This window comes from Bdellovibrio bacteriovorus, assembly GCF_002208115.1.
In the GTDB taxonomy this organism is placed as follows: Bacteria; Bdellovibrionota; Bdellovibrionia; order Bdellovibrionales; family Bdellovibrionaceae; genus Bdellovibrio; species Bdellovibrio bacteriovorus_C.
On the sequence record NZ_CP020946.1, the window covers coordinates 2,075,896 to 2,097,011 of the forward strand.

Genomic DNA, 21,116 nt, shown 5'->3' on the forward strand with positions numbered 1-21,116 from the left:
GCCGAAATTAGCCGCTACGGCGACTTCTGCTTCTTTAGGTCTTTGGGGGAAATGGAGTGCTCAAGGCTTTGTTTGATCGCTTCGAAGAAACCGTTTTGAACGGACGACCAAAAGGCGCCCCATTTATCGATGCTGGGCGCTTTGGAAGCGCCCTCAAATTCGATCCGGGCGCCCAGTGTCTTGCTGTCCCCGTCCCGTAAAATCAGATTCACCAGGGCCAGCCCCACTTCGTTAAAAGCACGTCCCATGCTTTTAAAGGACTCTTTGTCATCAATGACATCCAGGTCTTTGATAAAAGGCTTTGCATAACCCTTGATCCGTCCATCACGACTGACACTTTCAACATACAAACTGAATTGCCCCTTGGTGAAGGTGAAAGGTCCATAGGCCATAAAAAACTCGTTCAAGGTTTGCAGCTTCAGATTCTGCAACTGGGCATCGGTATCAAAGCTGGGAACTTTGGAAAGCAGATTCAGACGGGCCTTGCCTTTCAAATCCGCATGCCCCTGCATGCGCGCGACCACCGCAGCCCGTGTCGGCAAAGGGTCCTTATTGTCTTCGGTATTGCGGATGTTGTCGATACGCCCTTCGATACGGTCCACTTTCACATCCACGGGGACTTTAAAATCCCGGTTCAGAAAATGAAAAGAGCTGTCGGCAATTTTCACGGACTCCAGCGTGATGGGAATCAGTTTCTTAAAGACCGTTCGCCAGTCCTGCCCCTGACCAAGATCCTCTTTCTTTTCGTCTTTACTGTCACTCAGGCTGATCCTTGCACCGTGAACGGACAAATCCCCCAGAAACTCTTTTTTAAGAATCCCCCGCCAGGCAATAGACAAATCCAACTGATCGGCGGCAATCAATGCCTGGTCAGGACTGGCGCCTTTTTTCCAGATCTTCAGACCTTCGATCTGATAAGCTCCGCGGTATAAGGCCAGATCAAAATCCTCGATGCGGCCTTCATAGTTTTCCATTTTATTTCCCAGATACCAGTTGATGGCATACTTCATTCCCGTGGGCAGAAATATCCGCACCACAATCAGCACTAACACAACCCCCAGAATCACTTTCCCCGTCGGACCCAATCTGTTGATATACTTCATCGCCGCCTCCCAATCACGGGACCAAGACCCAAAACATCATTATGACTTCCCCCGTCCCAATGCGAAAGAATCCGGTCCCGTTTTTGAGCATTGACACTACTTCCTGTCGCGAATTTCACTCTGCAACAGGGACAGCAATTCTTCAGACGACACACTTTGCGACGACTGCCCCCGTCGCTGCAGACTGAACTGACCTGACTGCAGTTCCTTATCGCCGATCACCACGACGGAATGCACCTTCGCCTGCCAGCATTCGGCCACTTTGCGTGACAGGGCTTCGGCGCGATTGTCGACACTGACCCGCACAAAAGAATTATGTAACAGCAAGCGAAGACTTTCAGCCGCCTCCTGATGACGATCTGCTAAGGGCACAATGCGAACTTGCTCCGGTGACAGCCACAACGGAAAGGCCCCCTGATACTGCTCAATCAGCAAGGCCGCCATGCGCTCGTGAGAACCCAGCGGCGCCCGGTGTAAAATCACCGGGCGCTCTTTGTGGCCTTCTTCATTTATGAAGGACAAATCAAAGCGCTCGGCACTGATAAAGTCGACTTGCACAGTCGAGGCAGTTTCCTCTTTGCCATGCACGGACATAATCTGCACATCAATCTTGGGTCCATAAAACGCAGCTTCTCCCGGAGCCTCGAAAAACGACAGACCGCTTTCAAGCAAAACCTCTCGCAAAATCCCCTCGGCCCAATCCCATTGGGGATCGGCGACATATTTTTCCGAGGCCTCGCCCGCCTGCACTCCGCGCGACAGGCGCAGACGATAATTCGAGATGCCCAAAATCCGGTAGGCCTGCTGATACATGACAAGAACCTTGTGAATTTCTTCTTTCACCTGATTTTTTCGCACATAAAGATGGGCATCATTCTGACAAAGCCCGCGCACGCGCATAAGACCGGACAGTGCGCCCGAGCCTTCGTAACGATACACCTGACCGTATTCAGCCAGTCGCAGCGGCAGATCACGATAACTGCGCAGTTTCGCAGAAAAGATTTTGTGGTGGTGCGGGCAGCACATGGGCCTCAGGCGATAGCGCACGCTTTCAAGGTCCATGGACGGATACATGGAGTCTTCATAGTAAGGCAGATGCCCCGACTGATGATACAGATCCTCTTTGGCCAGATGCGGACTGACCACGCGCTGATACCCGGCCAAAAACTCCATTTCCCGCGCCAGCTTTTCAAGTTCATCGCGAATCACCACCCCGGCGGGCAGCCACAAAGGAAGCCCCGCTCCGATAGATTCGTCACTGTGAAAATAGGAAAGTTCCTGGTTTAACTCACGATGATCTTTTTGGACATGACAGGCCCCGGCCTGTCCTTTCTTAAAGGAAGACATAAACAAATCTCTCTCCGCTTCTGCGGATTTTAAAATTTTAAAATAAATAAGGAAAAATGCGTCGGGGCCGCAAGTTGGGCGGCCAATAGAATATAGACCCCTACGGGGTGGTCACCGTGGTGGCGAAAGCAGAAATGAGGTTGAAAGACTGGTCAAAACTCATAAAAACGACGATAACACAAAGCTTCCTGGCCGGACCAATCAATTTTTTTTAGTTTTCCCATAAGAAATACTCTCACCCGACCTTGCCAAACCCGCTTCTCGGCCCCAAATTGAGTGCATTATTAAGGAGAAACCATGGCCAAGCAGGTTCAAAACTTTAACGCAGAAATCAAACAACTTCTGGATATTGTGATCCACTCCCTTTATTCGCATAAAGAGATCTTCTTGCGCGAACTTCTGTCCAACGCATCTGATGCGATCGACAAACTGAAATTCAACTCTTTGACTCACCCGACTCTGCTACCTGAAAACTGGCAGCCCGCGATCCGTCTGGAACCAAACACTGAAAGCAAAACCCTGAAGATCATCGATAACGGTATCGGTATGACTCAGGAAGAAGTTGTCGAGTTCATCGGCACTATCGCGCGTTCGGGCGCAAAAGCCTTCATGCAGATGAATGCCGAAATGAAAACCAAACCGGAACTGATCGGTCAGTTCGGTGTGGGCTTCTATTCTGCTTTTATGGTCGCGGACCGCGTGACCCTGCACACTCAAAAAGCCGGCAGCAATGACGGCACCGTGTGGGAGTCCATGGGTGATGGCACTTATTCTTTGGACAACGTACCGCGCCCGGAAGGCACAGGCACAACCATCACTTTGCACATGAAAAACTTCAAAGAGGAAGACGAAGTTCAGGATTTCACCGACAAATGGGTTCTAAAATCCCTGGTGAAAAAATATTCTGACTTTATCGCTCACCCGATCAAGATGATGGGCGAAACCGAGGAAGAAACCCTGAATTCGCAAAAAGCTCTGTGGTTGAAATCCCCTTCTGAAGTGAGCAAAGAGGAATACAAAGAATTCTATCAGCACCTGACTCACGACTGGAACGAGCCTCTGCGCACGGTTCACTATCGCGCCGAAGGCACGATGGAGTTCAATGCATTGTTGTACATCCCGGGCAAAAAACCATGGAACTACAACATGCGCGACATGGAATACGGCCTGAGCCTTTACATCAAGCGCGTGTTCATCATGGCTGACTGCAAAGACCTGCTGCCGCCTTACTTACGCTTTGTAAAAGGCCTGGTGGACAGCAGTGACCTGTCTTTGAACGTATCCCGCGAATTGCTGCAGCAGGACCGTCAGGTCACGCAGATCCGCAAGAACGTGACGAACAAAGCTCTTTCCACTTTGAAAGACCTTTTAAGCAAAGAGCGTTCTGCTTACGAAGACTTCTGGACTGAATTTGGTGCGACCCTGAAGGAAGGTCTGCCATCCGATGCGGCTAACAAAGAAAAGCTGCAGGATCTGCTGCTGTTCCATTCCACGTCCTCTGACAAGATGACGACTTTGGATGAATACGTGTCGCGCATGAAAGAAGCGCAGAAAGACATTTACTACATCACGGGTGATTCCCTATCCCAGGTTTCAAACAGCCCTTACCTTGAGAAGCTGAAAGAAAAAGGCTTTGAGGTGCTGTTGCTGGTCGACCCGGTGGATGAATGGGTTGTGGATGCTTTGAGCGAATTCAAAGGCAAAAAGTTGCAATCGATCATGCGTGAAGGTCTGGACCTGGACACGGCTGAAGAAAAACAGCAGAAAGAACAGGAAAAGAAGCAAGCCGAAGTCACTTTGAAGCCGGTTTTGGAATCCATGAAAAAGACTTTGGAAAGCGACGTGAAAGACGTCGTGCTTTCTGATCGCCTGACCAACACCCCGGCGTGCCTGGTGGCATCGTCCGCAGACCCTTCTGCGCACATGCAAAAACTGATGGCGCAAATGGGGAAAGAATACGCTGGCCAGCAGGTCAAACGCATCATGGAAATCAATCCGAACCACCCTGTGTTTGAAAAGATGCTGAAAGCTTCTCCGGAACAACAGACCAAATGGGCAGAAATTCTTTATGCTCAGGCTTTGTTGACCGAAGGCTCCAACCTTCCCGACCCAGTGAAGTTCTCTCAGCAAATCGCGGAGCTGATGGTGCAGGCCGCTGACAGCACGAAACACTAGCCCGCCTGGGGCAGAGCTGGAACGCCGCTACTCCGGCGAAGCCGGAGTGTAGATGGCCGCGCAAGCTGAAGTAACTAAAAGGGCTCCGTCAGGAGCCCTTTTTCATTTATGGATTTACAAATCTTTGATGAACTTCAGCATCTCGGCCGCGTGGCCGTGTGCTTTGATTTTACGGAACTCCCCGACAAGCTTCTGGTCCTCGTCGATAACAAAAGTGCTGCGCTCAATGCCCATTACTTTCTTGCCGTACATGTTCTTTTCTTTGATCACATCAAATAACTGACAAAGCTCTTCGTCTTCATCAGACAAAAGTTCAAACTTAAAGTCATACTTGCAGATAAACTTGTCATGGGATTTCAAACTGTCGCGGGAAACACCAAAGACCACGGCATTTTGCTTTTTAAACTGCGCCAGCAGGTCATTAAACTCAATGCCTTCGGTCGTACAGCCCGGCGTGCTGTCTTTCGGATAAAAATACAGCACAACCTTTTTGCCTTTCAAAGAAGACAGACTCAACGTTTCTCCGCTGGAGGATGGGATTTTAAAGTTAGGGACTTTTTTACCAAGTTCAATTTTAGCGGCCATTCGGAATTCCTTGTGGTTGTTCTTGCGGTGGTAATTGTTGTTGCTGTGATTCATCCTGCGGCTCCGGCACCGGCGGATTGTTTGGATCATATCCTTCCGGGAAGCCTTCATTCGAAGGATCGGTGTTTTCCGGCACTTCAATCATGTCCATTCCTGGATTCTGACTGCGCTGACGCTGCAATAACACGTCTGGATCGACATCACGTCCTGCGGGCATTCCAAGTTCTGGATTTCCCGGATGCAGAGGTTCACTGCCAACCGGCGCCGGGCCTGACGGCATTGGCACGGGCCCACCCGCCTTTGGCGCCCCCGGAGCAGGAGAAGATCCCGGTGCTGGCGCTGGAGCCACAGGCGGCTCTTCCGGAGCATACAACTCTGTTTCCGTGACGGTGATCTTTCCTTCCATCGGAACATCAGCTTCAATCTTGCGGATGTCGGTCAGATTCTCATAAACTTTTCCGCGCAATTTGATCAGATTTTTACCGGACTTTTGGTAGTCGTAAACATCCAGGCGGATCATCTGTTCTTTGCTGCGATCCTGCGCCCAGTCTTTACAATTCAAGCTTTCCAGCTTTTCCTTCCCCTTCAGGGAACAGTGAATCTGCCTGTTCAGAATGCCGGCCCCCAGCCCCAGGACCTCCTGCAAATTTTCGGGATAGAAAACCAGATTCATTTCGCCCTCTTTCGGGACATCAAAGCTGGCAATGCGCTTGGCCTCGGCTTTGTCGCTGCATTTTTCAAAAACCTCGCCCTTTTGCGGGTAACCCAAAAGACCCAAAATATCACGCTTTACGACGTAGCGGTCGCAGCGAAACATCGACTTGTTCGTCAGCTTGATGTTTTGTGTGGCCAACAAAGCTCTTTGAACTTTCCCGAAGGGGGATTTACTGATCGGTGGGCGCGCTGCGGTCAGAACCCACCACGCCTCACGATGAATACCGTCGGCCTCAGCCAGATAGCGCACCAGAACATCCAGACTTTTATCTCTGTGCGAGGTGTCTTCTGCCTTCGGAGTAAGCACTTTGACGACTTTTTCTTTCACGACAGGCGCTTCTTCTTTCTTCCCAAAACAGGAGGAAAGCCCCAATGCGGCAATAAGCGCGGCAGACAGAAGAATAATCAGGCGGCAAAGCTTCATATCTAGAGTCTTGCAAATAGGCCCTGTGAAAACAAGAATTTACTTTACCTCGTTTGAATCTTTACTCTAAACTTTCTAAGAATCAAATTGAAGCACTTTTGCAGGAGGTTCTCATGGAAAGAATTTGGCTTAAGAATTACCCGAAAGGCGTTCCCCACGAGGTGGATCTTTCCAAATATGGATCACTGGTGGATGTCTATGAAGAAGCCATCGGCAAATTCCAGTCCAAAAAAGCTTTCACCAGCATGGGAGTCAGCCTCACCTTCAGTGACCTGGATCGCAAAGTGGATCAGTTTGCCTCTTTCCTGCAAAACGAACTGAAGTTGAAAAAAGGCGATCGCATCGCCATTCAAATGCCGAATCTTCTGCAATTCCCGATCGTGGCCTTTGCAGCTTTGCGTTCGGGCCTGACCATTGTAAACACCAATCCGCTGTACACGGCCAAAGAAATGCGTCACCAGTTCAAGGACTCGGGCGCCAAAGCCATCGTGATTCTGGCAAACTATGCTCACCTGCTTCAGGAAATCCTGAAAGAGACAGACATTGAAAGCGTTGTGATCACTGAAGTGGCCGACCTGTTCCCGACTCCGAAAAGAATCCTGGTGAACTCGGTTGTGAAGTACATCAAGAAAATGGTTCCAACTTATCACCTGCCACAAGCTTACACCTTCCGTCAGGCTTTGGAATTGGGCGCGATGAAGCCTTCTTCCAAAGTTCCGACAAACCTTGAAGACATCGCCTTCCTTCAGTACACCGGCGGCACAACGGGCGTTGCCAAAGGTGCGATGCTGACACACAGAAACGTCGCTGCGAACATGCTGCAGATCTGTGACTGGATGAAGCCAAAACTGCGTGAAGGTGAAGAAGTCGCGATTGCAGCCTTGCCGATGTATCACATCTTTGCTCTGACTCTGAACTGTCTGGGGCTTTTGCGCTACGGAAGCGAGAACGTGCTGATCCTGAATCCGCGCGACATTCCTGGCTTTATCAAAGAACTTAAAAATACTCCATTCACCGTGATGGCTGGCGTGAACACTTTGTTCAACGCATTGATGAACAATCCGGCCTTCACCACGATTGACTTCTCTCGCGTGAAAGTCAGCGTCGCCGGCGCGATGACCCTGCAAAAACCGGTGGCTGAAAAGTGGATGGAACTGACAAAATCCGTGATCGTGGAAGGTTACGGCCTGACGGAAGCTTCTCCGGTTGTGTGCTGCAACCCGATTGACGGCACCGACCGCGTGGGCACGATCGGCCTGCCGTTCCCAAGCACTGACATCATGCTGATTGATGATGATGGCAAAGAGGTCCCGATGGGCGAACCGGGTGAACTGGTGTGCCGCGGTCCTCAGGTGATGGCGGGTTACTGGAACCGTCCGGATGAAACAGCGCAGGTTCTGAATGATGGCTGGCTGAAAACCGGTGACGTGGCTGTGGCTGACAATGATGGGTTCTTTAAGATCGTGGATCGCAAAAAAGACATGATCCTTGTCTCGGGCTTTAACGTTTATCCGAACGAAGTGGAAGAAGCGATTGCCTCCCACCCTGGCGTTCTGGAAGTGGCGGCGATCGGTGTGCCGGATCAGCACTCTGGTGAAATCGTGAAAGCGGTTGTGGTGAAAAAAGATCCAAACCTGACTGCGGAAGATGTGATTGCTCACGCCCGCAAGAGCCTGACAAACTATAAAGTTCCACGCCTGGTGGAGTTCCGCACAGAACTTCCGAAAACGAATGTCGGAAAAATCCTGCGCCGTGCTTTGCGCGATAATGCGATTCTGACGAAATTAAAAAAGAAAAAGCCTGATAAGGAAACTTATCAGGCTTTTTTTATTTTAAGCTGCTTCAGCTGAAGTGCCTGCTGGCACCTCAGCTCTGCCGGGCCAAGCCCGCTTACGCCTTTTTATTCCAGGATGCGCACCAAGCGTCGCCAAGAACCAATTTGCCAGCGAAGATGGTGCAAGTGCCGGCTTCTTTGCCGTTGCGAACTTCTTTTTTAGCGTAGAAACCGCAAGTCACACAGTTATTGCCTTTGGCTTCTGGAGCTTTTTTGTAGTCTTCAACGTACTTGACTGCTTTTGCTACAGAGTCGTTAGGATCAACCAATGCCATGCCACCAGCGGCCGCGCCACCTGCTGCAGGAGCTCCACGTTTTTTTTGAGCTTCAGCGGAAGAAGAGAAAATAGCGTTCAACATTGTTGGCGCAACTACAGCCACACCGGTGATTTTCGCAAGAGTCGTGAAGAAACCACGGCGATTCATATTCGTCTCAGTCATTGATGCCTCCATCATTTGGTTTTCAACTAGACACTACCTGAAATCACTTGGTTTGCAATTGGAAAGAAGGCAAATGACAGCCTTGCAGCGAAAAAATCTGACCTAAGTTATGAAAATCGCAACGAAATGCTGCTTGGCATGCCACAAATAGTGGCATTGACAGGGGCGACTTTGGACCATCGCCCGGTGAATGATTAAGCGTGCTTATGGCAAAGGCAGGCGCGACGATTCAGCACGTGTGCTGTGATCAAAACAAAGCTTCCGATGATGGTGACCACATCGTGCTCCATCACTTCCACCCACTCATGCGGCAGAACCGAGGCCGCACAAATCATCACCAACCCCAGCACTCCCAACGAAAGCACCTTCACCTGGCGGTGATGCTTGTAACCACTCCAGAACGCAAAAAGGCCCACTGGCAAAATCACCACCGCCATCAGGATGTGCACCCACTCTGCGTGAAAGACCTCTCCCATCACAGGCAAAAGCAGAATCAACAACGGCGTGGCCAGACAGTGAATCGCACACAATGAAGACAGCACAATCCCGATACGATCCCAGGTCAGCGTCTTTTCTTCAAAGACCTCGTGCTGAGTGTGATCCACCTCGCAGCAGGAATCATGTGATTTGCCGGAGTTTACAGAATCTGGATTCAGGATTGTTTCGTCCACGGATACCGCCTTTGGAACCCCAGTTGTCTCCTAAATGCAAGTTACTGTCAACTAGATTACCTTTTGCGTTTCCCCTTGGAAAAGAAGATAAGGAACAGGTGAGCAATCCATTCATTCCTCCTATTTACGAACTGGGGCCTGATTTCTACGATCAAGTCCGCCCTGCCGCATTTCCCAAGGCCATACTGCGATATCGCAACCAGGACGCTGCTGAAAGCGTAGGATTGGGCCTGCTGACACCGCAGGAGTGGCAAAAGCACTTCTGGGCCTTTGAGAGCCTTCCTCAGAATATAAAAACACCGCTGGCTTTGCGGTACCATGGTCATCAATTCCGCAGCTACAATCCGGATCTGGGCGATGGCCGGGGCTTTCTTTTTGCGCAAGTGCGCGATGACCATCGACTGCTGGATCTGGGAACCAAAGGCAGCGGCACAACCCCGTATTCCCGCCGGGGTGACGGACGTCTGACCCTGAAGGGCGCCTTCCGCGAAATCCTGGCGACAGAGCTTCTTCAGTCCTATGGAGTCAACACCAGCAAAACCTTCTCGGTCTTTGAAACCGGAGAAAGCCTGGAACGGCATGATGAACCGTCCCCCACTCGCGCCGGCGTTTTGGTTCGACTCAGCCACAGCCATGTCCGCTTCGGAACTTTCCAGCGTCTGGCCTTTTTCAATCAGACCGACAACATCAAAAAATTAATTCAGTATTGCGTGCGCCATTACTATCCAAGTCTTGCCGGCTTCAGCGAAGCCGAGCTTGCCGCAGAATTCCTGCGTGCTGTTTCCCAGAAAACCGCTGAAACAGTCGCCGCCTGGATGATGGCGGGTTTTGTTCACGGCGTATTAAACACCGACAACATGAACATCACCGGGGAAAGTTTCGATTATGGTCCGTACCGCTTCCTGCCGGTTTATGATCCGGCGTTCACGGCAGCGTACTTTGATCAAAGCGGCCTTTATTGCTTTGGCCGTCAGCCCTCGGCTGTCCTGTGGAATCTGCATCAACTGGGTGGCGCGCTGAAAGTCGCCTATCCTGAACTCCCCGTCCCGGAGCTTCTGGAGGAGTTCGGTGATGCCTTTAACGTTGAAGTGCAAAATCGCCTGTTGAAAAGACTGAACCTGAAAAATCCATTGCAGGAATTCACCGCCATTCACGAACTGAATGCGGAGCTTGTTTCAGGCGTTTTCCAGTTTATGGATACAGAAAAATGCGCCTTTGAACAGACCCTTTATGACCTGCATTCCGGGGCTTTACCGGAGCGTCTGCAAAGATCCGTTCAAAAAGACCTTTACCAGAAAGAGTCCTTTAAAAAATTAAGCGAAACCCTGTCGTGCTTTGAAATTGATGATGAAGACAAAGCCCGCCACAGCTACCTGCAAACCGGCAAAGCGTGTGCACTCGTCATTGATGAGCTGGAGGCTTTGTGGGCCCCCATCGCCACCCAAGACGACTGGGGACCGTTTGAACAGAAGCTGCTTGAAATACGCAGCTTCCGGGGACTTTACGGCTGATAGCCTGCCAGCTTAGCCAGCTTGGCGCGGAACCACGCTTTAAAGTCTTCCACGAAACCAAAGGCCGCAGGAACGATCAACAACGTCAGCAACGTTGAACTGATCAAACCGCCGATGATGGCAACACCCATGGATGTTCTCATCGCCGAAGCTTCATTCAGTCCGATCGCAATTGGAATCATCCCGGCGATCAACGCCAAAGATGTCATCAGAATCGGACGAAGACGCGTGCGACAGGCCTTCAGGATCGCCGTATTACGCTCCATCCCCTCATGAATAAGTTGATTGGTGTAATCCACAAGCAGGATCGAGTTCTTCGCCACAACCCCCAGCAGTAACACAATCCCGATAAGCGAGAAGATGTCGATGGTCTTGCCAAAGATCAGCAACGCCAGGAAGGCACCGGTCATCGCCAGCGGCAATGCCAGCAAGATCGTGAATGGCGTGATGAAGCTTTCATACAAGCTCGCCAAAACCAGATAGATGAATGTCACACCCAGGATGATTGCCAGAAGCATGTTTTCAATCAGCTCTTTAAAGTCATCCGCCTGACCTTTGAAGGCAAAGTCCACACCCGGAGGTGGCGGCATTTCCTTTTTGATGATTCTTTCAACTTCCGCCGACACGTTCCCCAGCGCCCCGCCCTTGGCAAGGTTTCCGGAAATCTGGATGTAACGACCTTTGTTCATACGATTGATCTGAGAGAAGCCTGAAGCATTCTCCCCTTGAGCAATACGTGAAAGCGGAATCATGTTGTAGTTCGCATTCGGCACCAGGGTCGTGTTGAACTGGCTGCGCAGATCACGGAACAACTCCTCGAAACGCACGCGGATTTTATAGTCGATACCGTTTTCACGATAGATCGCCTGCTCGTTACCCTCGGTGCGGTTACGCAATTCGGCCCCCGCCGTCACCGTGGAAACACCCAAAGCCTCAGATTTCTTACGGTCAAACACCACATGGAATTCCGGCTTGCCGGAACGGAAATTCGTATCAACATCCACCAGGCCGGGGATCTTTTTCATGCGCTCAACCAATTTCGTGGCATAGGCATTCAACTGATCCAGATCCTCACCCTGAATATTCACATTCAGAGGTTTTTCACCCGAGTTCACCGCATCGATATCACCAATGGATACATTGGCGTCTTTTTCAAACTGCGGGAACTTTTTGCGCAGGGACTCTTTATAGTCTGTCGTGTTCATGCTGCGCTGTTTGCGCTCGACCAGTCTGATGAACATCATGGATTTGTTGGATTCGTTATTTGAGTTACCAACAATTGTCATCACCATGTCCACTGCCGGGTCATTTTCAAAGATCTTCTCCACTTTTTCCGTGAACGTGCTTGTCGCCATCAAAGAGCTTCCCACCGGAAGCTCCACATTCACCACGAACTCTCCGTTATCCGCCGCCGGAAGGAACGTCGCCGGGATGAAGGCCAACGTGCCCAAAGAGGCCACAAAGATAATCACACCTCCGGCCAGAATCTTTTTCGGATTCCCCAGGGTGTATTTCAAAGCTTTTTCATACCAGTCCTCTAGCCAGGTCTGGAACTTGTCAAAGGCCGTCAGCATGCGGCCGACAATGCCGGTGCCTTTGACGTGTTCATTCGGGTGCGCCATATATGCCGACAACATCGGCGCCACCGTGAAGGCATCAAACAGGGAAATCAGCATCGTAAAGACAACCGTCAAACCAAACTGCTTGAAGAACTGCCCTACGATCCCCTGCAGGAAGGAAATCGGACCAAACACCGCGATAACAACCAGAGTGGTTGCAATAACGGCCATCGCAACCTCTTTGGTTCCATCCAAAGCGGCATCTTTCGGCTTTTTGCCCATTTCCAGGTGTCGGAAGATATTTTCCCGCACCACGATCGCATCATCGATCAAAAGACCCACGGCCAAAGAAAGCGCCAGCAAAGTCATCAGGTTGATGGAAAAACCCATAGCCCACATAATGACAAAACCACCCAGCAGGGAGTTTGGCAAAGCCATGGCCGTGATAAAGGTCGAACGCGCCGACCCCAGGAAGAAGAACACCACGATCACGCACAGAATGATACCGATGATGATGGATTCCTTCACGTCATACACGTTCATCTGAATTGGACGGGACGTGTCGCGCACCATCGTCACAGTGCCCTTCAGGCCTTTTTCCTTTAGCATCGCATTGACGGTTTCAATGTTCTTTTTTACCGCCTCAGCCACCGCCACCGTGTTGGCACCGCGCTGTTTGTACACGTTCATCAACAGGGCGCGTTTTCCTTTCACGCGACCCATGGTTTTCTGGTCTTCCAGACTTTTCACAACACGACCGACGTCCTTCACCAGGATGGCTTTGTCTGATCCCACGAAGTTGACGTTCACCTCTTCAATTTGCTTCAGGGATTCAAACTCCCCGTTGGTTCTCAGGGTGGTTTCGTCTTTCGGGTTTTCAATTTTACCAATTGGAATGTCTTTGGATGTGTCGATCACACGCTGGGACACCTGCAGCATTGAGATCTTGCGATCCTGGAGTTTGTTCTTGTCCACCAGAACGTGAATCTCCTGCTTGCGACCACCGAAGATGTCCACCTGCCCCACGTCTTTGATACGCTCAAAACGCGGCTTGATGACTTCGTTGGCAAGATCATAGGCCGCGCCCTCATCCAGCTCCGTGGTCACAGCCAAAGTCACAATCGGCTGATCGGCCGGGTCAAATCGTCGGATCACAGGTTCATAGATCTCTGAAGGCAGGTCACGGCGGATATTGCCGATGCGGTTCCGCACCTCCTGCTCGACCTCTTTGATGTCTGTCCCCAACTGGAATTCCAGAACGATGACGGCAACACTGTCCAGATTGTTGGATCTGAGATTTTTCAGACCCGAGATGCTGCCGACTTCATCTTCAATAAGTTTTGAAACCTGCTTTTCCAGATCCAAAGGCGAAGCCCCTGGATAAGTCACCTGCACGAACAAAATCGGGAAGGTCACATCCGGGAACATATCCACCGGCATTTTGCGCAGCGAGAACGCCCCCAGAATCAGCATCAGGATCACGATACAGGAAATAAAAATAGGTCGTTTGATCGACAGACCAGGCAAATTCATATTATTTCTCCTCCCGGTTGTTTTCATCCAAAGTGACGAACAAGCGGGCCTGAGCTTCCATTTTTCTCTGCTCAGATTTCAGTTTGGTCAAAGTCAGTTCCGCATCGGCGGCATCTTCTTCGGCATTGATCACATTGGCTGTGATCGAACGGCCTTTGTTGAACAGATCAGCCTGCGCTTTGGCGGCATCCGTCTGCAGGCGCGCGATTTGTCCCGCGGACTCAATGCGTTTGTTCATTTCAGAATAACGGCGATTCAGCTCGATCCACGCACTTTCGCTGTCCAGAATTTTTCTTTCACTCTGCAACTGGGCAGCCAAGGCATCCTTGCGCGCAGCGGATTTTGCCGAGCCCTTCACGTCCGTGTCGAACATATAAATCAGGTTCAACCCCACCTTCCAGGTCGGAAGCTTGTTGTCTGTCCATTTCGAGGTTGCATCCGGAATGCTCTTGTCCGGCTGGAAGTTGTTGGTGTTGTAGGCACCTGAAAGCACCAGATCCGGACGATAGACGTCCTCGGTCTCTTTTGCCACCAGGGACATCGCCTTGGCATTCAGGGAAGCCAGATAAGCTTCCAGCGCCACGACCTTGCCCCCGTTGCCATCCACCATGGAATTCAAAGAGCGCAAACGGGAAATATCACCGGAGATTTCCGGCATCGCTTCGTCATCACGAAGCTCAAGGTAGTCACGGATCTGTCTTTTTGCCGCTGCCAGATCATCTTCCGCAGACACAAGCTGCAACTGACGTGCAGCCACCAGGGCCTGGGCCGACAACAGGTCCGCACGGTCACTGATACCATCGTTCACACGGCGACGAGTCCAGGATTCAATGCGACGGGCGCGCTCCAACGAAGCCCGGCCGATACGCAGGTTTTCAGACTGATAGACGTAATCCCAATAAGCCGCTTCCGCACTGACCAGCAGAACTTTCTTCTGCAGGTCAAACTTGCCGACCTCCGCCGTCGCCACTGCCTCCTGGCGATCCTGGCGCAGACGAGTGGCATTACCAAAAGAGTTCTTCCACAGCGACTGACTTAAACCCAAACCCAATGAACCATAAGAGAACTTCTGGAAATTCGGATTTAGCAGCGCCCCTTCATTTTCAACTTCTGTGGCGTTGGCCGTCAGGGCCACATCAGTGCCCGAAGAGAATCTTTTCGCCAGGCCCAGTTTCAGATCTGTTGCGGTGGTCTGGGTTCCCCCCAACTGCGCGAACTGACCCAGCGGGCTTTTGTCATTCAGATAACCCACACCCGCAGTGAAAACAGGCACCAGCTCAATGTCACCGGAAACACGGCGGTCTTCCGCCGCCTCTTTGGAAACATCAAAAGCCTGAATGGATTTGTTTTTATTAACGACAGCCTGAAGATAATCCTGAAGATTCATCGCCAGTGCTTGCGGTTGCCACAGTCCGAGCAGAAGTCCTACAAGGGCGCCCTTTTTCATTTTTCAAATTCCTTCCGAAATACAAACTACGGAAGAAAACCTAATTTAGGGGCCTATCCAAATCAAAACATTTCATTATTTGGTTTCAATCCGTTTCAATCCGACGGGGGTGCGTAAATTCATGGGCCTGAAAATGAAAAACCCCGCTACCAGCGGGGTTTTGAAAGCAAATTGAGATTTGAGCTTTCACTGCACTATTTTGCTGCAGCAGCCTCTTCCTTTTTTGCACAATCAGCACATCCACCTTTTTTCGTAGCGCACTCCGTGCCCGAGCAAGCGGACTTTTCAGCTTTCGCCCCACCACAGCCACAATTTTCGTGGTTGTGTGCTTTGTGAGCACAAGAAGCCAAACCCAAAACCAAAACAGATGACAGCAAAAGCATTTTCATGGAACCGATCCTCCAAAATAGTGAGCCTTAAGCTTAGCGAGGGCCCTCATCACAGGGCAAGCAAACACCCCGGTTTCTGGCCCTCAAACCGGAAAAACAGTGACAATTTGCGCCAAGTTTTTTCCATTTTTACCGCCTATTCAGACGAAAATTCCCTTAAAAATGCGCAAACTTACGGCATTTAAACGTCCCATCGGGAACTTAATGCAAGGTGGCTAGATTGAACCAAATCCTGACAAAATGAATTGTTGAAACTACCTCCGATCTGGGGCTTAATGGGTCCGATTCGCGGAGGGGGAACCGAGAATGAAACACTTAAAACTGAAGACAGTCAGCTTGCAGTTTGTGACCATGGCAATGGTCGCAATGTCCGCAGCACCTGTTTATGCAGCCCCCGCAACCGCCGCTCCCGCCCACGAATTCTTCACAGTGGATGAGGACAATCTGGAATCAGACACCACTCGCAGAAACGAATACTCTTTTATGGAGTACTCCCCTGAATTCGGACCTCAACAGTTCATTCAGGGCCTGAAAAAAGTGGTCATCAACCTTCTGAAATGGACTCTTCACGAAGAAGCTCCACCGGCTCCAGAAGAAAAGTACATGCGCAAACTTCACTTCGGCCGCTGGATCAATGATCCCACGGACGACACGTGCATGAACACCCGCGCAAAAGTTCTGGTTCGCGATTCCAATCAGGAAGTCACCTACCGCGGCAACAGGCAGTGTGTGGTGGACGCCGGCCACTGGAACGATCCTTACGCAGGCAAAGAAGTTGTCGTCGCCAAAGAAATTCAAATTGATCACATGGTTCCTTTGAAAAACGCCTACATATCCGGAGCGTGGCAATGGGATTACAAAACCCGCTGCCTGTATGCGAACTATATGGGCTACAAAAACCATCTGATTGCCGCAGACGCCAGCGCCAACATGTCCAAAGGCGACCGTGCTCCAGACAAATACCTGCCATCCAATCTTGCTTACCGCTGTCAGTACGTCCGTGACTGGCTGGCGGTAAAGCTGATCTGGAAACTGAATATGACCATGGATGAAGTTCAGGCGATCCACGACGTGGTGACCAACTATGGCTGCAAGGCCTCTGACTTCAAATTCAGCAAAGCCGAACTTGAGAGCCAGCGTGAATACATCAATGGCAATCTTGATTTCTGCATGATCAACAAAAGATGATCGAGATCCTTTTCGAAGACGATTACTTTCTTGCCGCCGCCAAGCCGGCAGGCATGCCTTCCCAAGCCACCGTTGATAAAAGCCGCTTGGACTTCTTTACGTCCCTGAAAAACCAGTTGCGCAGCGAACGAGGCAATGACTTCTATCTGGCCCTGCACCACCGTCTGGACCGGGACACTTCCGGGGTGATGATCTTTGCCAAATCCAAAGAGGCCAACGAACCTCTCGCAGATCTGTTCAAAACTCACAAGATTCAAAAAACCTATCTTTGCCTGACCAAAAGAACCCAAAAGGCGGCGGAAGCCTGGGAAGTCGACAATCATCTGGTGGAGATGAAGGACAACAAACTAAAAAAAACCAAGATGGTTCGCACCCAGTCCGGAGGCGATCGTGCCTACACCAAGTTCCGCAAGCTTGAGGTCTTTCCCGAAGCTTTACTGATCGAGGCGCAACCTTTAACTGGACGCATGCACCAGATCCGAGTGCACCTCGCTGATCGTGGCATGGGCATCTATGGGGACGACATCTATCAGGCACCGAAAAATCCCGTGGCGCCGCGACTGATGCTGCATGCTCATGCACTGGAATTCACTCACCCGTTCACCCAAGAATTTGTGCGTATAGAATGTGCAATGCCTGCGGATATGGCGCAATTCATGAAGACATTGACGTTTCACTCCAAAAATGATTGAGTTGACCCTTGTGCCCCGGTGGCGAAATCGGTAGACGCACAGGACTTAAAATCCTGGGCTTCGTTTAAACGGGCGTGCCGGTTCAAGTCCGGCCCGGGGCACCATTCCCTCTCCAAATTTCTTCGGACAGTCCTCGTTCTTTTTGTCTTCCGTTTCATTTTGTTGATTGATTGCTTCAATGATTTTTCATTGGCTTCGTTGTGGCTACTAAGGCCTGCGGAACTTGAAATTTGGAGAGGGAATGGTGCTTCCGCTCAAGTAGTGAGTGGAAGGCGTGATGCTTGGCTACTTTTGGGAAAAGCTGCGCTTATAGAAATACAGAGGCAGAGCTAGTGACAGGCCTACCATTAAATTGGCTGCCAGAATCATCCACCAGCCGTTGATACTGTTTTTCTTGGAATCAAAGAATGACCATAGCAGGAATGCTGCTGACGAGATGACCAGGTCAACTGCGAAAAATCTGGATACGCTGTTTGCAAATAATTGTTCTAGAAAAAGCGAAACGCTTGCTCCCGGCTCCATAAAGAACGGGACCAGATAATAAAATGGAAGTACAGTCCCTAACACAGCAAAGAAAATCCATATTTTGCGCATAGCTCATGCTATGAGGTTAACAATTCACAAACAAGGTCAAAATCCGACATCACAGGCCAGACGTAATTTTAAACTCAACAAAATAAAGAATCGCATACATCATAAGTTCTTAAAGAGGTCCTTAGTGAATCTTAGATTTTTGAATGCTCAGAATGTTTTCTTGATGGATGCTATGGGAGCTTTATTAAGCCTGACTCTAACGGCGGGAGTTTTGCCGTTCCTGTCGACTTGGACAGGGCTTCAGCCGAATGTTCTTTATTTCTTAGCGACGTTCCCACTTCTTTACTGTGTATTTTCGTTTATCTGCTACAAACTGCGAAGCCGAAAACCGTGGATGCTTTTAACCATCCTCTTTGCCAATGCTCTTTATATTCTTGTTTCAGGGGCTGTGATGATGACGGTGCAGGGAATCACCGTTTGGGGTTATTTATTCCTGTTGGCAGAAATTCTGGTCCTGCTTGCAGTCATCCTGATCGAGTGGTCGGTGTACCGCAGTTTCTTTGGAAAAACTGCAGTCTCGGCTAAGGCATCTTATAAATCATAAAATTCAAACGCGGATCCCGACTGCTCACAAAACCAAGGCTGTAACTTCCCGCCTTGGTGAACTCAAAGCGCAGTGCTTTACTCAAAGTGCCGCAATCGCGGATTTTGCCAAAATCCACTGGATTAAAAGAAGTTCCCGACGCCAGTTCGGTCACATCCATGCGTGGATAGGCATCCGATACAATGATATAGAAGCCCGGCACAGAGACTTCGAATTTCACAAAACCACCAGAGCTGGCCTCGCCAGAGACCAACGACAAATCAATACGCTGACCGGTACCGACAGTGGGAGCCCCCGCCACGTCCTTGCTTGCTGCGGCCTTGATGCCACTGCTGATCCAGGCTTTATAAGCTTCAGCGGAAAAATTACGGGAAGATGTGCAGCCCGCGGGAACATCTGCGGCCACAGCGCCGCCTCCCAACAACAAAGAAAAAACCAATGCAACCATACCTTGTATCCTCAACCAGTGCCAAGCTTATGCCCTGCATTTTCCCGACACAAGTGGTTGCTCAATGCCCCATCCTTTGCCTATAGTTTTAGACAGGGAGACCAACATGAAGACACAACACCTGCTGCTGATCGCGGCTCTGGCTCTAACTGCTTGCACCAAGGTTGAAGAAGAAGTCCCGTCCATCAAGGCTGAATTCCAGCAAAAGTATGAATTCGTCATGGCCACATTTGATTCCACCATTCGCACCCACGACCGCGAAAGCACTTTATCCCCAACCCAGCAGGAGTTCCTCAACCGCCAGTTGAACGAACTTAAAGCCATCATCCCTTTGCGTGGCATGACGGAAGCCCACCGCTATGACTCTTTGACAGAAAACCAGACTCTGCGTGCTGACAGCTCGCAAGTGGGACTGGTGATCAACCGTGTGAACGTCTGGCAGATCTGCCGTCAGATGAGCTCTTTGGGTGTTGGAACTTTGCAGATGGGCGGATACTCTTTGGCGATCAACGCCAACCCGAGTTCAGCCTATACAGTGAACTCCGATTACTTTAACTACGACACCTTTGCAGCCCAGTACCAGGCGCAACCGCAAAAGACGATCTCGGCTCCGGCTGTCATGCTGTGGGAAAACACGGTCAGCAATCCCGGCCAGTGTTACAGCGCCCGCGTGCTGGTGGAATACGGTCTGCCTCATGAAACCGTAAAAAAATCCCTGCTTGAATGGCGACAGAACATCGCAGGCATCCAGGGACGTCTGGAACAACTGACCCGCGAAAGATCTCCGGCGAACTATCCCCTCAGCCATCAGTTGATGGTGGAATCCCAGAAGCTGAAAGAAGCCTTCGACAAATTGCCTTAACAGTAAAAGCCGCTTCAACAGCGGCTTTTACTTTTTCAATCTCAGCCACCCACTCTCATTACAACAATCGCTGGAAAGCAAGTTTTCAGCCCGTTGCCCTTTTTGTCCTCCCCGCAAAAATCACCCTCTCAGATGCTGCTAAATGCAAAGCAGTTGGCCCAAAGCTTGAATATTTATCGCATTGGCAGAGAGAGCCCTCGTTCGTCTCATTTCGAGACAGAGAAAATAAGAGCCTTAAAAAGGAGAGAAACCCATGAAAAGAACAATCACCCTGTCCGTCGCCGCGGTTATGATTTCCCAAAGCGTTGCATTCGCTCAGGTGGATCGTACAGCCGAAATTACCGGTCAAGCCATCAGTCAGGCGCAACAAAATATTTCGGCATTAAGAACGAATCTTGTTCAATTGGACACGGCTTTGGAACAGACAGCAAAAACCATTGATGCCCGCGACAACTCTGGCGGTATCACCAATGCTTTGACCATTGCTGGTGCGGCTGCCGGCCTGGGTCTTTCTGTGATCTCTTACTTCTCTGTGAAATCCCGCACTGCTGGATCCGGAGTGCTGGGAATGTTCACCGTGGCGGGCTCCCTCGTTGCTTCGATGACCTCCATCGTTACGGGCACAGGCAGCTCTCTGCTTAAAAAAGATGTCGACACCAAAGCGCTTGCGGACCAGTTGGACGCCATCGAAAAAGAAATTGCCGCAAACAAAGCCGGCCAAAGCAAAGAGGCGTCTGCAATTCTAAATCAGTTGTCTGATTCAGTCTCTGGCATGAAAGCCTCTCTGAAAGACTATCAACAGGACGAAAACAGCACCGACCGCACAAAGCTGCTGGCACACCTGTCTCAAGGTATCGGAACGGCTCTGCTGTTCTACTCCCTGACTCAAAAAGACAGCAACAAAGCTGTCGTCATCGGCGGACTTTTGCTGAGCGCCGGGAACCTGACCCGCATCGTGGCAGGCTTGAGCGATTCTCAGGCTGAATCCGTTTTGAAAGAAATTGAAGCAACCCGTATGAGTCTGCGCACGGCCGCCGCAGTTCTGGAATAATCCTG

The 21,116-nt window shown here is 50.5% G+C and carries 19 protein-coding genes and 1 tRNA gene; 9 read left to right on the forward strand and 11 right to left on the reverse strand.

Annotated features, from left to right (window positions below):
• Positions 1 to 14: 14 nt before the first annotated feature.
• Together B9G79_RS10000 and thrS are read right to left on the reverse strand one after the other, a co-directional pair.
• Positions 15 to 1,103, reverse strand: a complete 1,089-nt coding sequence (locus B9G79_RS10000) for a DUF748 domain-containing protein (RefSeq protein WP_088565383.1) — start codon at positions 1,101 to 1,103, stop codon at positions 15 to 17.
• A gap of 96 nt (positions 1,104 to 1,199) precedes the next feature.
• Positions 1,200 to 2,450, reverse strand: a complete 1,251-nt coding sequence (gene thrS, locus B9G79_RS10005; RefSeq protein WP_088565384.1) for a threonine--tRNA ligase — start codon at positions 2,448 to 2,450, stop codon at positions 1,200 to 1,202.
• Between the two features lie 297 nt (positions 2,451 to 2,747).
• Here thrS and htpG point away from each other — a divergent pair, with 297 nt between their 5' ends.
• A complete protein-coding gene (gene htpG, locus B9G79_RS10010) occupies positions 2,748 to 4,625 on the forward strand; it encodes a molecular chaperone HtpG (protein WP_088565385.1) in 1,878 nt (625 codons plus the stop codon).
• A 114-nt stretch (positions 4,626 to 4,739) separates the two neighbouring features.
• On the opposite strand, the gene B9G79_RS10015 is transcribed toward htpG, so the two are convergent.
• Both B9G79_RS10015 and B9G79_RS10020 read right to left on the reverse strand, forming a co-directional pair.
• Entirely contained in the window at positions 4,740 to 5,210 is a 471-nt protein-coding gene (locus B9G79_RS10015) for a peroxiredoxin (RefSeq protein WP_088565386.1), read from the reverse strand.
• Positions 5,200 to 6,348, reverse strand: coding sequence for a hypothetical protein (locus tag B9G79_RS10020; protein ID WP_088565387.1), 1,149 nt, complete (start codon positions 6,346 to 6,348; stop codon positions 5,200 to 5,202). Before B9G79_RS10020 ends, B9G79_RS10015 begins: the two co-directional genes overlap by 11 nt.
• A 113-nt stretch (positions 6,349 to 6,461) precedes the next feature.
• Here B9G79_RS10020 and B9G79_RS10025 point away from each other — a divergent pair, with 113 nt between their 5' ends.
• Complete coding sequence (locus tag B9G79_RS10025) at positions 6,462 to 8,198, forward strand: AMP-binding protein (RefSeq protein WP_232468551.1); 1,737 nt, start codon at positions 6,462 to 6,464, stop codon at positions 8,196 to 8,198.
• Positions 8,199 to 8,238: 40 nt separating this feature from the next.
• Here the strand turns inward: B9G79_RS10025 and B9G79_RS10030 are convergent, their stop codons facing one another.
• Both B9G79_RS10030 and B9G79_RS10035 read right to left on the reverse strand, forming a co-directional pair.
• Entirely contained in the window at positions 8,239 to 8,622 is a 384-nt protein-coding gene (locus tag B9G79_RS10030; protein ID WP_232468552.1) for a high-potential iron-sulfur protein, read from the reverse strand.
• A gap of 194 nt (positions 8,623 to 8,816) precedes the next feature.
• Complete coding sequence (locus B9G79_RS10035) at positions 8,817 to 9,293, reverse strand: MerC domain-containing protein (protein ID WP_088565388.1); 477 nt, start codon at positions 9,291 to 9,293, stop codon at positions 8,817 to 8,819.
• A 98-nt stretch (positions 9,294 to 9,391) separates the two neighbouring features.
• Between B9G79_RS10035 and B9G79_RS10040 the strand changes: the two genes are divergently transcribed.
• Positions 9,392 to 10,804: a protein adenylyltransferase SelO gene (locus B9G79_RS10040; protein ID WP_088565389.1), complete on the forward strand. Its 1,413-nt coding sequence runs from the start codon at positions 9,392 to 9,394 to the stop codon at positions 10,802 to 10,804.
• Here B9G79_RS10040 and B9G79_RS10045 read toward each other — a convergent pair.
• The 3 genes from B9G79_RS10045 to B9G79_RS10055 form a co-directional block, all read right to left on the reverse strand.
• Positions 10,795 to 13,896, reverse strand: coding sequence for an efflux RND transporter permease subunit (locus B9G79_RS10045; RefSeq protein WP_088565390.1), 3,102 nt, complete (start codon positions 13,894 to 13,896; stop codon positions 10,795 to 10,797). The genes B9G79_RS10040 and B9G79_RS10045 overlap by 10 nt on opposite strands.
• Before the next feature lies 1 nt (position 13,897).
• Positions 13,898 to 15,343, reverse strand: a complete 1,446-nt coding sequence (locus B9G79_RS10050) for a TolC family protein (RefSeq protein ID WP_088565391.1) — start codon at positions 15,341 to 15,343, stop codon at positions 13,898 to 13,900.
• A gap of 194 nt (positions 15,344 to 15,537) precedes the next feature.
• Complete coding sequence (locus B9G79_RS10055; protein WP_011164259.1) at positions 15,538 to 15,732, reverse strand: hypothetical protein; 195 nt, start codon at positions 15,730 to 15,732, stop codon at positions 15,538 to 15,540.
• Positions 15,733 to 16,038: 306 nt separating this feature from the next.
• Between B9G79_RS10055 and B9G79_RS10060 the strand changes: the two genes are divergently transcribed.
• From B9G79_RS10060 to B9G79_RS10070, 3 genes are all read left to right on the forward strand, one after another.
• Positions 16,039 to 16,920: an HNH endonuclease family protein gene (locus tag B9G79_RS10060; protein ID WP_088565392.1), complete on the forward strand. Its 882-nt coding sequence runs from the start codon at positions 16,039 to 16,041 to the stop codon at positions 16,918 to 16,920.
• Entirely contained in the window at positions 16,917 to 17,612 is a 696-nt protein-coding gene (locus tag B9G79_RS10065) for an RluA family pseudouridine synthase (protein ID WP_088565393.1), read from the forward strand. Before B9G79_RS10060 ends, B9G79_RS10065 begins: the two co-directional genes overlap by 4 nt.
• A gap of 12 nt (positions 17,613 to 17,624) precedes the next feature.
• Positions 17,625 to 17,716: transfer RNA gene (locus tag B9G79_RS10070), tRNA-Leu, on the forward strand.
• A 181-nt stretch (positions 17,717 to 17,897) separates the two neighbouring features.
• On the opposite strand, the gene B9G79_RS10075 is transcribed toward B9G79_RS10070, so the two are convergent.
• Positions 17,898 to 18,206, reverse strand: a complete 309-nt coding sequence (locus B9G79_RS10075) for a DUF2834 domain-containing protein (RefSeq protein WP_088565394.1) — start codon at positions 18,204 to 18,206, stop codon at positions 17,898 to 17,900.
• 124 nt (positions 18,207 to 18,330) lie between these two features.
• Between B9G79_RS10075 and B9G79_RS10080 the strand changes: the two genes are divergently transcribed.
• Positions 18,331 to 18,750, forward strand: coding sequence for a hypothetical protein (locus tag B9G79_RS10080; protein WP_088565395.1), 420 nt, complete (start codon positions 18,331 to 18,333; stop codon positions 18,748 to 18,750).
• Here B9G79_RS10080 and B9G79_RS10085 read toward each other — a convergent pair.
• Positions 18,728 to 19,198 carry a hypothetical protein gene (locus B9G79_RS10085; protein WP_088565396.1) on the reverse strand — a complete coding sequence of 157 codons (471 nt, stop codon included), beginning with the start codon at positions 19,196 to 19,198 and terminating at the stop codon, positions 18,728 to 18,730. The genes B9G79_RS10080 and B9G79_RS10085 overlap by 23 nt on opposite strands.
• A gap of 106 nt (positions 19,199 to 19,304) precedes the next feature.
• Between B9G79_RS10085 and B9G79_RS10090 the strand changes: the two genes are divergently transcribed.
• Both B9G79_RS10090 and B9G79_RS10095 read left to right on the forward strand, forming a co-directional pair.
• The gene (locus B9G79_RS10090) at positions 19,305 to 20,060 is read left to right on the forward strand and encodes a hypothetical protein (protein ID WP_088565397.1); all 756 of its coding nucleotides are present in this window, start codon (positions 19,305 to 19,307) and stop codon (positions 20,058 to 20,060) included.
• Positions 20,061 to 20,313: 253 nt separating this feature from the next.
• On the forward strand, positions 20,314 to 21,111 hold the full coding sequence (locus B9G79_RS10095; RefSeq protein WP_232468553.1) for a hypothetical protein: 798 nt from the start codon (positions 20,314 to 20,316) through the stop codon (positions 21,109 to 21,111).
• Positions 21,112 to 21,116: the final 5 nt, after the last annotated feature.

Bases quoted from the DNA above. Each gene is read 5' to 3' on its own strand.
- htpG (WP_088565385.1), top strand. From the start codon at position 2,748: ATGGCCAAGCAGGTTCAAAACTTTAACGCAGAAATCAAACAACTTCTG.
- B9G79_RS10095 (WP_232468553.1), top strand. From the start codon at position 20,314: ATGAAAAGAACAATCACCCTGTCCGTCGCCGCGGTTATGATTTCCCAA.
- B9G79_RS10015 (WP_088565386.1), bottom strand. From the start codon at position 5,210: ATGGCCGCTAAAATTGAACTTGGTAAAAAAGTCCCTAACTTTAAAATC.
- thrS (WP_088565384.1), bottom strand. From the start codon at position 2,450: ATGTCTTCCTTTAAGAAAGGACAGGCCGGGGCCTGTCATGTCCAAAAA.
- B9G79_RS10030 (WP_232468552.1), bottom strand. From the start codon at position 8,622: ATGACTGAGACGAATATGAATCGCCGTGGTTTCTTCACGACTCTTGCG.
- B9G79_RS10090 (WP_088565397.1), top strand. From the start codon at position 19,305: ATGAAGACACAACACCTGCTGCTGATCGCGGCTCTGGCTCTAACTGCT.
- B9G79_RS10060 (WP_088565392.1), top strand. From the start codon at position 16,039: ATGAAACACTTAAAACTGAAGACAGTCAGCTTGCAGTTTGTGACCATG.
- B9G79_RS10020 (WP_088565387.1), bottom strand. From the start codon at position 6,348: ATGAAGCTTTGCCGCCTGATTATTCTTCTGTCTGCCGCGCTTATTGCC.
- B9G79_RS10065 (WP_088565393.1), top strand. From the start codon at position 16,917: ATGATCGAGATCCTTTTCGAAGACGATTACTTTCTTGCCGCCGCCAAG.
- B9G79_RS10075 (WP_088565394.1), bottom strand. From the start codon at position 18,206: ATGCGCAAAATATGGATTTTCTTTGCTGTGTTAGGGACTGTACTTCCA.
- B9G79_RS10045 (WP_088565390.1), bottom strand. From the start codon at position 13,896: ATGAATTTGCCTGGTCTGTCGATCAAACGACCTATTTTTATTTCCTGT.
- B9G79_RS10055 (WP_011164259.1), bottom strand. From the start codon at position 15,732: ATGAAAATGCTTTTGCTGTCATCTGTTTTGGTTTTGGGTTTGGCTTCT.
- B9G79_RS10050 (WP_088565391.1), bottom strand. From the start codon at position 15,343: ATGAAAAAGGGCGCCCTTGTAGGACTTCTGCTCGGACTGTGGCAACCG.
- B9G79_RS10025 (WP_232468551.1), top strand. From the start codon at position 6,462: ATGGAAAGAATTTGGCTTAAGAATTACCCGAAAGGCGTTCCCCACGAG.
- B9G79_RS10000 (WP_088565383.1), bottom strand. From the start codon at position 1,103: ATGAAGTATATCAACAGATTGGGTCCGACGGGGAAAGTGATTCTGGGG.
- B9G79_RS10085 (WP_088565396.1), bottom strand. From the start codon at position 19,198: ATGGTTGCATTGGTTTTTTCTTTGTTGTTGGGAGGCGGCGCTGTGGCC.